Origin of the sequence: Gordonia sp. i37, assembly GCF_002043085.1 — a bacterium.
GTDB classification, from domain to species: Bacteria; Actinomycetota; Actinomycetes; order Mycobacteriales; family Mycobacteriaceae; genus Gordonia; species Gordonia polyisoprenivorans.
In genome coordinates this window covers 1-14,443 of record NZ_MVPX01000159.1, presented here as the reverse complement: position 1 = coordinate 14,443, position 14,443 = coordinate 1, and the positions used below count along the sequence as shown (strand labels likewise).

The 14,443-nt window shown below is 65.4% G+C and carries 12 protein-coding genes; 6 read left to right on the top strand and 6 right to left on the bottom strand.

Going from position 1 to position 14,443, the window contains the following annotated elements:
* Both B1964_RS07895 and B1964_RS07890 read right to left on the bottom strand, forming a co-directional pair.
* A partial coding sequence (locus B1964_RS07895; RefSeq protein WP_172398780.1) for a hypothetical protein occupies positions 1–235 on the bottom strand: 235 nt, incomplete at its 3' end.
* 274 nt (positions 236–509) lie between these two features.
* Entirely contained in the window at positions 510–1,160 is a 651-nt protein-coding gene (locus B1964_RS07890) for an HNH endonuclease (RefSeq protein ID WP_079929432.1), read from the bottom strand.
* 239 nt (positions 1,161–1,399) lie between these two features.
* Here B1964_RS07890 and B1964_RS07885 point away from each other — a divergent pair, with 239 nt between their 5' ends.
* Positions 1,400–1,816, top strand: a complete 417-nt coding sequence (locus B1964_RS07885) for a globin (protein WP_079929430.1) — start codon at positions 1,400–1,402, stop codon at positions 1,814–1,816.
* A gap of 120 nt (positions 1,817–1,936) precedes the next feature.
* Complete coding sequence (locus B1964_RS07880; protein WP_079929429.1) at positions 1,937–3,736, top strand: glycoside hydrolase family 13 protein; 1,800 nt, start codon at positions 1,937–1,939, stop codon at positions 3,734–3,736.
* Positions 3,737–3,767: 31 nt separating this feature from the next.
* Here B1964_RS07880 and B1964_RS07875 read toward each other — a convergent pair whose 3' ends face one another.
* The 4 genes from B1964_RS07875 to ettA form a co-directional block, all read right to left on the bottom strand.
* Positions 3,768–4,463: a hypothetical protein gene (locus B1964_RS07875; RefSeq protein ID WP_079929428.1), complete on the bottom strand. Its 696-nt coding sequence runs from the start codon at positions 4,461–4,463 to the stop codon at positions 3,768–3,770.
* Positions 4,453–4,935: a thioesterase family protein gene (locus B1964_RS07870; RefSeq protein WP_014359706.1), complete on the bottom strand. Its 483-nt coding sequence runs from the start codon at positions 4,933–4,935 to the stop codon at positions 4,453–4,455. The genes B1964_RS07875 and B1964_RS07870 overlap by 11 nt, the downstream gene beginning before the upstream one ends.
* 62 nt (positions 4,936–4,997) lie before the next feature.
* Positions 4,998–9,833: an NAD-glutamate dehydrogenase gene (locus B1964_RS07865; protein ID WP_079929427.1), complete on the bottom strand. Its 4,836-nt coding sequence runs from the start codon at positions 9,831–9,833 to the stop codon at positions 4,998–5,000.
* An 86-nt stretch (positions 9,834–9,919) separates the two neighbouring features.
* Positions 9,920–11,596 (bottom strand): energy-dependent translational throttle protein EttA, encoded by a 1,677-nt coding sequence (gene ettA, locus B1964_RS07860; RefSeq protein ID WP_290440683.1) that lies wholly within the window; start codon positions 11,594–11,596, stop codon positions 9,920–9,922.
* A gap of 237 nt (positions 11,597–11,833) precedes the next feature.
* Here ettA and B1964_RS07855 point away from each other — a divergent pair, with 237 nt between their 5' ends.
* The 4 genes from B1964_RS07855 (at position 11,834) to B1964_RS29970 (ending at position 14,337) form a co-directional block, all read left to right on the top strand.
* Entirely contained in the window at positions 11,834–12,031 is a 198-nt protein-coding gene (locus B1964_RS07855) for a hypothetical protein (RefSeq protein ID WP_079929425.1), read from the top strand.
* Positions 12,028–12,282: a hypothetical protein gene (locus B1964_RS07850; RefSeq protein ID WP_079929424.1), complete on the top strand. Its 255-nt coding sequence runs from the start codon at positions 12,028–12,030 to the stop codon at positions 12,280–12,282. Before B1964_RS07855 ends, B1964_RS07850 begins: the two co-directional genes overlap by 4 nt.
* A gap of 661 nt (positions 12,283–12,943) precedes the next feature.
* On the top strand, positions 12,944–13,525 hold the full coding sequence (locus B1964_RS07845) for a hypothetical protein (RefSeq protein WP_139765669.1): 582 nt from the start codon (positions 12,944–12,946) through the stop codon (positions 13,523–13,525).
* Complete coding sequence (locus B1964_RS29970) at positions 13,483–14,337, top strand: hypothetical protein (RefSeq protein ID WP_139765668.1); 855 nt, start codon at positions 13,483–13,485, stop codon at positions 14,335–14,337. The genes B1964_RS07845 and B1964_RS29970 overlap by 43 nt, the downstream gene beginning before the upstream one ends.
* The last annotated feature ends 106 nt before the right edge of the window (positions 14,338–14,443 follow it).

Below are 14,443 nucleotides of genomic sequence, written 5' to 3'. Positions count from 1 at the left end.
GGGCGGAGCCTCCATCCACATCGGTCGGTCCCGCGTGATGCGGCAGCGCCATCGGCTCGATCTCGGTGGCGCTGAACAGCAACGGCTGGCGCGTCCACTCCTGATCGAGTGTGTACTCCTGCACCTTCGGGTATTTCAGGCCGGACGAGAACATCATCGAGACGACGCAGAGCACGACCATCACGACGCAGATGACCGTGACCACGACTCCGATACCGACCATGGCGCTATCCATGACATCCTTTCGATCGGTGTTCCTCGAACGGCACGAAACCGCTCGCACCACCAGGTTGTGTGATCAATCTAGCCCACCGGCGCGGGTGCGTCCCAGTGGGGCCTACAACGTGTCGTAGACGATTTGGAGGACTCCGTCCGGGACGATTTGGCGGACTCCGTCCGGGATGATTCGGTGCACTCCGTCCGGAACGATCAGCGCACTCCGTCCGGGACGAATCGGAGGACTCCGCGGGGCCTCGAGCGGACACCGACCACCGGAAACGACCGGCTTGTCAGGCCGCCCCGGCGTCGATGTACTGGACCCACGCCGGATCGATCTCCTTGATCGTGGCCAACAGTCGCCAGTGCCGCCCCTTGGGAGCGGTGAGCGGGGTGTGCAGGGTCCAGCCGAGTTCGCTGAGCAGGCGGTCGGCCTTGCGGTGATTGCAGCTCGCGCAGCAGGCCACGCAGTTCTCCCAGGAGTGCCCACCGCCACGACTTCGGGGCAGCACATGGTCGATCGTGGTCGCCTTGGCCCCGCAGTAACCGCAGCGGGAGCGGTCCCGATGCATCAATGCCGCCCTGGTCATCGGGGTGACCGCACGATAGGGCACGCGGACGTAGGTCCGCAGCCTGATCACCGACGGGATCGGGACCGTTCGCGCCGCGGAATGCACGGCCATCCCCGGGGCCACTGCGTGGACGACGTCGGCACGTTCACGCAGGACGAGGACGATCGCCCGGCGCAGAGAGATCGCGGTGAGCGGCTCGTAGGTCGCGTTGAGCAGCAGGACGCGGCGTCGTCCCCACAGTCCCGCAGCCGGAAGCCCCGCAGACGGACGGGACTCGTCGGCAGCATCAGGCTTCTCGGTCAGTTCCGGGTTGGTGGACGCGGGGCTCTCGTGCGCGCGGCGCAGCGACCGCTCGCCACGCAACACCGTCACATCGCGAACCTGCCGTTGGCTTCTGCGTGTCATCCCGCCTCCCGTGTGCGCGCACCGGACGCGTCAAGTGGAACACGCCGAGCGCGGTCGTGCACGACAAATCTCGGGTGTCGACGCAGGTCACTTGTGTGAACAACGGATGTCGGTGCACCCGCCGACCGCCGATACCCGCGGCGTCCACCGACGGTGGGCACGCGTGAGGTTTGAGACCTTCGGCGCCGGTGGAGGACACTGGTCGGGTGAGTGCCTCCCAGCCCGTTCCCGCACCCGAGAGCCGATCGTTCTATGACGAGGTCGGCGGCGCCGACACCTTCGCCCGCCTGACCCACACCTTCTACTCCGAGGTCGCCAAGGACGAGATACTCCGGCCGCTCTATCCCGAAGAAGACCTCGGTCCGGCCGAACGCCGACTCCGCATGTTCCTCGAGCAGTACTGGGGTGGGCCGCGAACCTATTCCGAGGAACGCGGTCATCCGCGCTTGCGGATGCGGCACCACCCCTACAAGATCGGGCCGATCGAACGCGATGCCTGGCTGCGCTGCATGCACACCGCGATCGCGGAGATCGACTCACAGACCCTCGACGACGAACATCGCCGTGCGCTCACCGATTACATGGAAATGGCTGCACAGTCGATGATGAATTCGCCGTTCTGACCAACGGCCTCCACCTCGGCGCGCGCATCGGCGACTCGCCGCGTGGACCTGCATGGGTCACCGAATTATCAGGTGAGGCACAATTGCGACGTGAGCGATGAGACATCGAGCGCTGTGCCCATGGGTTCGGAGGACACCGGCTCCGAGGAAGCGCTCACCGACGAGCAGGTTTCCGGCCCGAGCGACATCGGACCGAATCCCGCCGACGCGGGCGAGGAAAGCCACGGGACCGGCGAGGACGAGGCGACCTCCGAGACGGACCCCGCCGGTGAACTGACCAGCGCGGCGGCGCCAGGTTCGGTTGTGCCGCAACTCGACCCGTCCGACACCACGTGGTGGCGATCGGCGATCTTCTACCAGATCTACCCGCGATCCTTCTCCGACCTCGACGGAGACGGTGTCGGCGATCTCGCCGGGGTCATCGACAAACTCGGATATCTCGAACTCCTCGGGATCGACGCCCTCTGGCTGAGCCCGATCATGTGCTCCCCCATGGCCGATCACGGTTACGACGTGTCCGACCCACGCGACATCGACCCCCTCTTCGGCGATCTCGAGGACTTCGACGAACTCGTCGCCGAGGCACACGACCGCGGAATGCGCGTGACGATGGACCTCGTCCCCAATCACACCAGCGACCAACACGAGTGGTTCCGGGCCGCGCTCGCCGCCGAACCCGGCAGCCCAGAACGCGCCCGCTACATCTTCCGCGACGGCCTCGGTGAGGGCGGCGACGAGCCACCCAACAACTGGCACAGCGTGTTCGGCGGACCGGCATGGACACGGGTCACCGAGTCCGACGGCTCACCCGGTCAGTGGTATCTGCACATCTTCGCCGCCGAGCAACCGGATCTGAACTGGGAGAACCCCGAGGTGTTCGAGGATCTCGAACGCTCCCTTCGGTTCTGGCTCGACCGCGGCGTCGACGGCTTCCGCATCGACGTCGCGCACGGCATGGCCAAGCCCGAGGACCTGCCGGACATGGACCTCGACTCGGTCGGGCTGTTGACCAACAGTGACGACGATCCGCGCTTCAACAACTATGCGGTGCACGACATCCACCGAAAGATCCGCAAGGTGCTCGACGAGTATCCGGGCGCGGCCAACGTCGGCGAGATCTGGGTGGAGGACAACGAACGCTTCGCCGAGTACCTGCGGCCGGACGAGCTGCATCTCGGGTTCAATTTCCGACTTGCCAAGGCCGCGTTCGATCCCGACGAGATCCGCGCCGCGATCGAGAACTCTCTCGATGCGGTACTTCGGGTCTCGGGGACGCCGACGTGGACACTGTCCAATCATGATGTCGACAGGGAGGTCTCGCGCTACGGTCGCCTCGATCAGCACGACCCGGACTCCGAGGTCGACCTCGACGTCGGCCGGGCCCGGGCGCGCGCGATGGCGCTGGTCGAATTCGCCCTCCCCGGAACGGTCTTCATCTACAACGGCGCCGAGCTCGGACTCCCCAATGTGGATCTCCCGGACGAGGCATTGCAGGATCCGGTATGGGAGCGCTCGGATCACACCGAACGCGGGCGCGACGGTTGCCGGGTGCCCATACCGTGGGAGGGTTCACAGCCGCCCTATGGTTTCAGCACCTCGGCGCAGACGTGGTTGCCGATGCCCGACAATTGGGCGCCCTACACCGTCGAGAAGCAGCTCGAGGACATCTCCTCGACCCTCTCGTTGTATCGGCAGGCCATCGAATTGCGGGTCAGCCGAAGTGAATTCAGTGGAGACACGGTCGAATGGTACGGCGCACCCGACGACTGCCTGGCATTCCGCAGAGCCGGTGGCGGCCTGATCTGCGCCCTCAACGCCGGCGACGACCCGGTGCCGCTCCCCCCTGGAGAGGTCCTGCTGCTCAGCGCCCCTCTCGTCGACGGTCATCTCGCACCGAATTCCGCCGCCTGGCTGGTGTGAGGCTGCGCACCGAAGGACCACCGAGAGGTGGTCACAGCACGGTGACGCCGAGGTCGCGATGGCGGCGCAGGTAGACCGCACCGAACCTTGCGTCGATCCGAATCCAGGCCGCCGACATCCGGATTCGGATCGGCTCGTCGGCATCGATCGCCTCGACATCGGAGTCCTCGGTGATCGCGCGGCCCTGCGCGTCGCGGACGAAACCCATTCCGGTGAGCGCGAACAGCGCGCGCAGGGAGACTGCGGCCCGTAGACCGCCGTCGGTCGAGGTGACCTCCAGCACGTCCTGATCGAGTACGCCGGTCGCCGGGCCGTGCGCGCTGCCCTCCTCGCGTGCGACGCGGGCACCGTCCCGAACGAGCCCCACCACCGTGCGCGCGGGCACGTCGTCGACGTGGCGAAAACCGGTGAGCAGCGGCAGTGCGCCGCGCCACGCCGAATCGAAGGGCATACCGGGGTCGACGGGGGTTCCGGGCATGGCGCCGGAAAGCGCTGCGCGCAAGGAGGTCACGTCGGCCACCAGATCCTTGGGCGCCATCCGGCCGAATACGGCCCGGGTGACCAGGACGTCGAATCCGGTGTGTGACCACAGGCCGATCAGGCCGTCGCCGCGTACCGCCAGGCGGACAACGGCAGCGTCGTCGAGCCGGTGGGCACGGCCGAGGAAGGCCAGCGCGTCGGAGAGGTCGTCGGCGCGCTGCAACGTCAGATGCCGCTCACCCTCCATGATGCGGCGCGGTCTGCTCGGTGGTGTCCGGCAACCGGAAGCTCTCCAGGTACGCGCGTTCGTCGGCGGTGAGGCGCCGCAGACGCTGTGCATCCACGTCGAACGCGACGAGTTGGGTGGAGGCGATGACGGCCGGTGCGTCGTCGGGCTGAGCACCGTCGGGGCGCACCTCGTAACCGACGACGAAGTCCACCGCCCGTACCTTCTCGACGAACATGGTGACCACGATCGGACCCTCGTCGTGGCGGATCTGCGCTGCGTACTTCACGTGCAGGTCGGCGACCAGACAGCCGCGCCGCAGATCGGCGGTGGGCCGTCCGTCGTAGAACAGCCACGGGATTCGGGCCTCCTCCAGGAGGGTCACCATCCGTGCGTGGTTGATGTGCTGGAAGACGTCCATGTCGGACCAACGCACCGGGACCCGCACGACATATCCCTTGTCGGTGGCGGTTCCCTCATCCTCGTAGAGCACTACGACTCCCCTCTTCGCGTACCGCGTGCGGTCCGACGGCGTTGCGGCTCATCGGATCCCACTCACCGGATGACACTGCGGAGTTGCCGCGCGGCCACCGACAGTGTGGCGAGGTCGATGTTGCCGGCCGCCTCGATCTCGGCCAGCATCGAGCGCACCCGCGCCAGACGAGACGAGTGCGCGCTCTCCCACTCGCTGATCTTCTCCGCGCACGGTTCGTCGGGCTCGCTGCCCTCGAGGATCGTCAGCGTCAACGCCCGCAGCGCGCCGTGCATGTCGTCACGCAACGCCAAGCGCGCCAACGCATGCCATCGGTCGCCGTATTCGAGATTCGACACCGCGGTGAGCAATTCCTCGAGACCGAAGTGCTCCATCACAGCGAAGTACAGTTCACCCACCTCGACCGGATCACGGTCGGCGATCTCAGCCGCGTCGATGATGTCGAGCAGGCAGAATCGATGCAGACTGACCGCCACATCGTGAGCGAGATCCGGTGCCACGCCGAGGGAGTGATATCGGCGCACCCGCGCGTCGACGTCGGCGGCCGACGCCGCACCGAACCAGCCGTCGAGGCGCGCGGTCAGGTCGGCGACCCGCTCGCGGTAGCGGGTGATGTCCGAAGCCATCGGCAACGGTTGCGGCCGGAATGCCAGGAACCAGCGCGACGCACGGAACAGCAATCGCCGCGCGTAGAGCATCATCTCGTCGACCGCGTCGATGGAGGCCGACGCGCTCTGGATGCGGTCGAGCAGACCGGCCATCCCGAAGACCTGCTCGGCCACCACGAATGCGCGGACGAGCTCCTCGGTGGTCGCACCGGTCGCCTCACCGAGTCGGAACAGATGGGTGATGCCCGCGCGGTCGACGACGTCGTTGACAAGCACCGTGGTCACGATCTCCCGACGCAGGCGATGGTCGTGGATCTCGGCGGCGAATCGTTCCTGCAACGGCACCGGGAAATAGTGGGTGAGCCGATGGTCGAACACGTCGTTGTCCGGGAGGTCACCGGCGAGCAGGTCGTCCTTGGCGACCAGCTTCACATGCGCCATCAGCGTGGCGAGTTCTGGCGAGGTGAGGCCGCGGTGGGTATCGGAGTCGAATCGCTTGCGCAACGCGACCGGGCTGGGCAGCGCCTCGAGTGTCAAATTCACCCCACGGGCGGCGAGGGCGGTCAGCAGTCGTACGTGCACGTCCACCCGGTCACGGGAGTAGGCGCGACAGAATCCCAGTTCGGAGTTCTGGGAGATGTTGTCGGCCAACACCAGTCGCGCGACCTCGTCGGTCATCGACTCGAGCAGCGGGTTGCGATCGGCCTGCGCCAAGCCCCCCGAGGACACCGCGGCATCGAGCAGGATCTTGATGTTGACCTCGTGGTCGGAGCAGTCCACACCTGCCGAGTTGTCCATGGCGTCGGTGTTGACCCGTCCGCCCTCGAGGTCGAACTCGATGCGGCCACGCTCGGTCACCCCGAGATTGCCTCCCTCGCCGATCACCTTGCAGCGCAACTCGTCTCCGGTGACTCGGATCGCGTCATTGGCCTTGTCACCGACGTCGGCGTCGGATTCGGTCGAGGCTCGGATGTAGGTGCCGATGCCTCCGTTCCACAGCAGGCCGACCGGCGCGAGCAGCACGGCCCGGATCAGCTCGGGCGGCGACAGGGTGGTCACATCGTCGGGAAGCCCGAGGGCCGCGCGCATCTCGGGACTGATCGGGATCGACTTGCGTTCGCGCGACCAGACACCTCCGCCGGGACTGATCAGTCGCTCGTCGTAGTCGGCCCACGACGAGCGCGGCAGCGCGAACATCCGCGCCCGCTCGGCATACGAGGATGCGGCGTCGGGGGTGGGGTCGATGAAGATGTGGCGATGATCGAAGGCGGCGACGAGTCGGATGTGCTCGCTGAGCAGCATGCCGTTGCCGAACACGTCACCGCTCATGTCGCCGATACCCACGACCGTGAAATCCTGTGTCTGGGTGTCGATTCCCATTTCCCGGAAGTGGCGCTTCACCGATTCCCACGCACCGCGCGCCGTGATGCCCATGGCCTTGTGGTCGTAGCCGGCCGAGCCCCCGGACGCGAAGGCATCACCGAGCCAGAAGCCGTACCGCCCCGCCACGTCGTTGGCGATGTCGGAGAACGCCGCAGTGCCCTTGTCGGCGGCGACAACGAGATACGGATCGTCACCGTCGCGCCGGACCACTGATCGGGCCGGGATCACCTCGCCGGTCGCCCGGTCGATGTTGTCGGTGACGTCGAGCAGACCGGAGATGAACATGCGATAACAGTCGATTCCCTCCGCCCGCAATGCCTCTCGGTCGGCGGCGGCATCTCCGGTCGGGGCCGGCGGCCGGGTCAGGACGAATCCGCCCTTGGCCCCGACCGGCACAATCACCGCATTCTTGACCGCTTGCGCCTTGACCAGACCGAGGATCTCGGTGCGGAAGTCCTCGCGCCGATCCGACCACCGCAGCCCACCTCGGGCGACGGCACCGAATCGCAGATGCACCCCCTCCACACGTGGCGAGTACACGAAGATCTCGTGCAACGGACGGGGTTCCGGGGTTTGCGGGATGTCGCGCGGACGCAGCTTGAACGACATCACCGGTCGGTGCTCGTCGTCGCTGTCCGTCGTGTCGCTGTCCGTCGTGTCGCCGGAGTTGCCCGGCGCGCCGAGCACATAGAAATTGGTCCGATCGGTGGCGGCGATGACCGCGAGGAACGCCGACACGATGCGGTCGGCGTCGAGGCTCAGCACTGCCCCCACGTCCGAACGCAGTTGCTCGAGGACATCGGCACGACGGTCCGCGTCGGCGACCGCCGGGTCGAACGACGCCTCGAACAAGGCGACCAACCCGCGCGTGACCTCACGGTAGCGGCCCAATGTGGATGCGACATGACTTGTGCTGTAAGAGAATCCGCACTGCTTGAGATAGCGGCCGTAGGCACGGAGCATCGCCGCGGCCCGCCAGTCCAGCCCACATCGGATGATCAGCTCGTTGTACGCATCGATCTGCGCGTGTTGCCGCCAGATCTGGGCGAATGCCTCGGTGAACCGTTCGGGGAGGTCGTCGGCGTGATCGACGTCGACATCCATCCCGGCGGTCAGGACCACGGCGAATTCGTAGACGTGACAGTCCTTGTCGCCGATGCCGCGCAAGGCATACGGGTGTTCGTCGATGACGTCGAGGCCCAGACTGTGCAGGACGGGCAGCACGTCGGTCAGGGTGGCCGACTCGTCACACAGGTACAGGGTGAAGTCCCAATGATCCCGGTCGGTTCGGCTCTGCGCACCCGAATGCTTGGCGAACGTGACGGCCAGATGCCCGGGCTCGAGTGCGGCCACGTGCGCGAGGTCGCCGACCGCGTCGGCGGGCGCACGCTGGTCCTTGTAGTCGGCCGGCAGCGTGTTGATCAGCCGCAGCATGGCGTCGGCGCCACCGGGCGGCAGGGCCCGCTCCGAGGCGGTGGTGGTGATCAGTTCACGCACCCGCTCGTCCCAACTCCGGATTGCCTCGGACAGGGTGATCTGCATCCGGCGCTGTACATCGGTGCCGATGTCGACCGACCCCCACGAGCGCGCGACGTCGGGGTCCACCCGAACCATCACCTGCAGCAACGCGAGCGGGCGCTCACTGACCCGCGCCGAGTACTCGAGGTCGCTGCCCTCGAGCATTTCGGTGACGGCCCTCCCCAGCGCAGTTCGTGACGGGGTGTTGTACCGGTCGCGCGGTAGGTAGATGAGCGCGGTGGCGGCTCCGCCTGCGGGGTGCACGCGCAGAAACACCCGCAGCGATCGCGTCGCGACGGCGTCGAGCATCTCGTCGATTCGCCGATGCAGTTCCGCGGTCGTGTCCTGGAACATCTCGACCAGCGGGTAGTTCTGGAGGAGTTCGACCATCGTGCGTCCGGCAAACGAGTCCTCGTCGACGCCCGCGAGGGCGACCACGTCGTGCACCTTGCCGCGTAGAACAGGGACGTCGAGCACCGTCTGATGCAGGCCCGAGGAGGTGAAGACACCGAGGAAACGGTGCTCGCCGACGTGCGCTCCCGCAGCGTCGAAAGCCGGCACCGCGATGAGGATCGGGAACTTCGAGCGCTGGATTCCGGTATCGAGGAACACCCGCGACACGCGGGGCGTCAGGGGCGAGGAATCGATTCTCGGGAAGTCCAGGTCGACGGACTCGGCGCGGTTGAGACCGAGCCGGTCGGTCACCGCACCGGAGGCGTCGAGCCGTGCATATCCGAGTGGCACGAAGTGGTTGCCGGCGAACCACTCGAGCAGCCGGGCGTACTCGCGCTGCACGTCGGCGGACACACCCGATTCGTCGCCGAGATGCGCGCCGGCGCACTCCGCCGAACATCCGGTCAAACGCTCCCGCATCGCGGCGGCGTCACCGTCGATGACGGCGACCACATCGATCCCCCGCCGGATGTCGGCCCGCAGCTGCGCATCGTCGACCGTCTCCCGACTCGACAACGCCGTCACCGAGATCCACGACTCGGCCAGGCCTGCGTGGGGGCCGCAGATGTCGGTGAGGGTGCCCGTCCGGTCACGGGTGACCGCCATGATCGGGTGATCGATGCGGGTGACCGTCATCCCTCGCCCCTCGAGCGCGGCGAGCACCGACTCCACCAGCAGGGGCATGTCGTCGGTCACCACCACCACATCTGTGCCGCCCGCTCCATCGGTGGTGACCTCGACCACCGATTCACCGGGTCGACGGATCGCGGCGATCTCCATGTGCGCCCGGATGCGGTCGAGGACGGCCGGGTCGAGAGTGCCCGGATCGATGCTCGACCGATCGGTTCCCGCCGCATCTCCGGTGACACCCACCGAGGTCGCCAGATAGCTGGGAATGACTTGCGGCAGAAGCGAAGTCACATCCGACAACGACAATCACCCTCTCGTGCGCGGCGCAGGGGTGACGGAGGCGCCGCCGTTGGCTCCATGGCGAGCCTAGCGCCTGCGGCGCCGCCCGGCGATCAGTCGCGCGTGAGCTTGCGATGCGTGACCCGGTGGGGGCGCGCGGCGTCGGCGCCGAGGCGATCGACCTTGTTGGCCTCGTAGGCCTCGAAGTTGCCCTCGAACCAGAACCAGGTGCCCTCTTCGACGTTGCCCTCCCACGCGAGGATGTGGGTGCAGGTGCGGTCGAGGAACCAGCGGTCGTGGCTGATGACGACCGCGCAACCCGGGAATTGCTCGAGCGCGTTCTCCAGCGACGAGAGGGTCTCGACGTCGAGGTCGTTGGTCGGCTCGTCCAGCAGGATCAGGTTGCCGCCCTCCTTGAGGGTCAACGCCAGGTTGAGGCGGTTACGCTCACCACCGGAGAGGACCTCCGACCGCTTCTGCTGATCGGGGCCCTTGAATCCGAATGCCGACACGTACGCCCTCGACGGCATCTCGTTCTGGCCGACCTCGATGTAGTCCAGACCGTCGGAGACGACCTCCCACACCGACTTCTTGGGGTCGATGTTCGCGCGATTCTGATCGACGTAGCTGAGCTTGACCGTCTCGCCGACCTTGACGGTGCCCGAATCCGGCTTCTCCAACCCGACGATCGTCTTGAACAGCGTCGTCTTACCAACGCCGTTCGGGCCGATCACACCGACGATACCGTTGCGGGGCAACGTGAACGACAGATCCTTGATCAGCACCCGACCGTCGAAGCCCTTGTCCAGATGCGAGACCTCCACGACGACGTCACCCAGCCGGGGCGGGGTGGGGATCTGGATCTCCTCGAAGTCGAGCTTGCGCGTCTTCTCCGCCTCGGCCGCCATTTCCTCGTAGCGCGCCAGACGTGCCTTGTTCTTGGTCTGGCGGGCCTTGGCACCCGAGCGGACCCAGGCCAGCTCCTCCTTGAGGCGCTTCTGCAGTTTCTGGTCTTTCTTGCCCTGGACCTCCAGACGCTCGGCCTTCTTCTCCAGATAGGTCGAGTAGTTGCCCTGATACGGGATCAACTTGCCGCGATCGACCTCGCAGATCCACTCCGCCACGTGATCGAGGAAGTAGCGGTCGTGGGTGACGGCCAGCACCGCACCCGGGTAGCTCGCCAGGAACTGCTCGAGCCACAACACGCTCTCGGCGTCGAGGTGGTTGGTCGGCTCGTCGAGCAGCAGCAGATCGGGCTTGCTCAGCAGCAGTTTGCACAGCGCGACGCGACGCCGCTCACCGCCGGAGAGATGGGTGACCGGCGAGTCCCCGGGCGGGCAGCGCAGGGCGTCCATCGCCTGCTCCAGCTGGGAGTCGAGATCCCAGGCGTCACCGTTGTCGAGGTCCTCCTGAAGCTTGCCCATCTCCTCCATGAGCTCGTCGGAGTAGTCGGTCGCGAGCAGCTCGGCGATCTCGTTGTAGCGGTCGAGCTTGACCTTGATCTCGCCCATCCCCTCCTCGACGTTCTGCTTGACCGTCTTCTCCTCGTTGAGGGGAGGCTCCTGCTGCAGGATGCCGACGGTCGCATCGGGGTCGAGGAAGGCCTCGCCGTTCGACGGCTGGTCGATGCCGGCCATGATCTTCAGGATCGACGACTTACCCGCGCCGTTCGGACCGACGACGCCGATCTTGGCACCCGGGAAGAACGACATCGTGACGTCATCGAGGATGACCTTGTCGCCGTGCGCCTTGCGCACCTTCTTCATGGTGTAGATAAACTCGCCAGCCACGTAACGTCCTTACCTGCGTGTTCTCGGTCTATTGCACTGGTGTCTCCCCTAGACCTCCCCATCTTGGGAGGTCATGGCAGTTCATCTACCTAGGAGTATTCCCGTGCATCGTCGCCAACCACTGTATCGACGTTCGCGATTGCGTCCGTACGCGGCTGCGGTGGCATTCGCCGCATCCATGTACCTCGCGCCGCTAGGCGTGTTCCAACTCTGCTTCGTGCTCGGTTGGTACGCGTCGTGACCGCTGTCATCGGACCGGACGAGTTCACCAACGGCTACCAATCCGCTGTCGACACCCTCGCAGAGATTCCCGGCCCTCTGCTATCGGCACTCATTCCCAAACTGCTCGCCGTCGCACCGGACCCTGACGACGATGCGCTCTACGACGCTGGCTTCCGCCAAGCCCTCCGCGACACGGCAGGAGGGGACCAGTGACCACCCCGCAAATTGATCCACCAGAAGACGACGGATGGACCGCCTACACGTGGGTGCGCGCTGCGATCGGTGACCACGTGACCGTCGACCTGATCAGCGGACACAACCTGCTCACTGACAAGACCGACGCGCCTGTGGTGGTGATTGGTGATCGCCGCGACACCGTGGAAGTCAGCAACCGTCGTGAACTCGACGGACTGATCGCTGCTTTAAGCGATGCTCGTGCCGTGTGGGACGCCCTCAACCCGTAACCCTCCCGGGTGGACCTGTGGCGTGGATTCTGTTGCGTCACAGACCGAATGAGAGCCCTTTACGGGGCAGCCCTGACGGTCAATCAAGCCGGTTCGACTCCGGCAAGGGCACCAAGACCTACCCAACCCAACCGAGGTAGGCCGTCGTCACCGCAGAGCCCGACGCAACACCAGCCTGCTCCCCGTAGCCAAGTCGTACGCCGGGGACGTACGCCACCCGTCCTTGATGTCGCGAACCGAGAACAGGTGCCACACGGTTGCCGCCTACCCGTCGGGTCAGGTGTCAATCGGTCGTGGCCTGACGCGATCAAGGGCTCGGGTTCGTGGGTCGGTCCGGGATGGGGTTAACGCGCGAGCACCCGTCAGGGTTCCCGATGGTCGGTCAGTCCGGTCAACGAAAACCGCGCTCTGACCCATGCACGTGCGGCACCTAGAAACGACGGAAGCACCCCCAGAGCCGCAACAGCGGGGTTCCGGGGGTGCTTAGTCACACGTTGGTTCGACTAACTAGAGGAGGTCACTCCTCTTCCTCGTCAAAGTGCCAGCTCATACCAACCACCTCACTTTCCTTTCTCATGCGTATCACGTATAACACAACGCTAGGACAACCCCGCCGATTCCGAACCGGGTCAGACTGCGCGAACACTACAGGAGGACGCAGGTGGATACGTGGCTAGCAGGCATCCTCGGCGGGTTCGGAGCATCGATCGCCGCATCGATCGTGTTCCTCGTTCTGCTGTCCGCTTTGCGCCCTCGCATCCGCATAGCGCCCACGATAGCGAAGACGCCCACGGCCAGCGGTGAGCACGACTACCGGATCAAGTTCATCAACTGCAGCCGTCGATCATGCGTCGACCTGACAATCCGCGCGTTCATCGTGCGCGAGTGGAAGGTGCCCGCCACCGACCATGAGACCGGTGTCGTCCGCGCCCTCCACGCCCTCGATGTCAACCGAGCTGGCGTGTACGTGCCAGGCCGACGTCGAAAAGACAACCAGAATAGGCACGCGCAGCGCGTCAAGGTTAGCAGTGAACACATCGACGCCTGGGTCGACTCAGATCAGACGAAGTACATGCTCGTGAGGATCGTTGCACGCGACGGCGTGAGCGGGTTCCCGAAAGCGTTCGAACAGAAGTTTGAACTTTCGTCCCAGGTTCAAGTCGGCACCTTTCGAACTGGAGATAGCCTCGAAGTCACCGAGTGGACGGCCGCACCAAAGAAGTCAGCCGAGACACCGAACTGAACGACGCGCACGCAATCCTCAAGTTCATGCTCGCCAAGCTGCGAAACCCAACCACCGGCCAAGCCATCGCCGCCGCCGCAATCCTCGTCGCCCTTGTCATCGTCGGAGCCGTCTTCATCGTGGCCACGATCGGTGGATGCATCCCATGGCAGCGCATCGACTGGGGCAATGTTCCCGCATGGCTCAGCGCGGTCTTCAGTCTGCTTGCACTCGCGGGGATCGCGGTCGCCTACACAAACTTCAGAACCACACGCAACATTCGCAGGGATGACGAAGCGTCACTCGCACGTTCCCTCGTCATCGAACATGTGGCTCTTGGATATCCACTTGCGCCGGGGTCAACGAATGGTGCAGTCATCGTGACCCTTCGAAATGCGCACAGTAGCTCAGTATTTACTGATGTCGACGTCACAGGCATCGCGGTCGATGACCTAGGTTGCCAACAGTCCGTCCGAGACACGCTCAGAGAGCGCAAAGATGACCTCAGAAGATTCATGCCACCAGGAGCAAAGCTGACCTCGGGTTGGATAATCCCCGACGCCAGCTTCAACGCCTTCGACCCTTCAGTAAGTGCGACCCCGACTGTCGAATACCAGTACACCGACAGCAACGGAAGAAAGTGGCGACGCATCGACCACATGGAGCCTCAACGACTGCGTGGGCGCGACTACGACCCGGAGCGCGCGGCACGGTTCGAGGCTGCACTCAAGGCTCGACCAAATGGGACAAGGCTCCTACCTGCAAACATCGATGCTCAGGTCTGGTCCGCGTATCGCACGACATCCAAGAACAACGAAGACAACCCTACTTAGCCGTAGCCAAGCAGGGGAACAGGGTTCGTTCAGTCCGAGACAGGTTCAGCCGTCAACACGAGATTACCCTCAGGGTAAGTCCCCTGGGGTGGTGGGGTTTCGGGGG

Bases quoted from the DNA above. Each gene is read 5' to 3' on its own strand.
- B1964_RS07880 (WP_079929429.1), top strand. From the start codon at position 1,937: ATGGGTTCGGAGGACACCGGCTCCGAGGAAGCGCTCACCGACGAGCAG.
- B1964_RS07875 (WP_079929428.1), bottom strand. From the start codon at position 4,463: ATGGAGGGTGAGCGGCATCTGACGTTGCAGCGCGCCGACGACCTCTCC.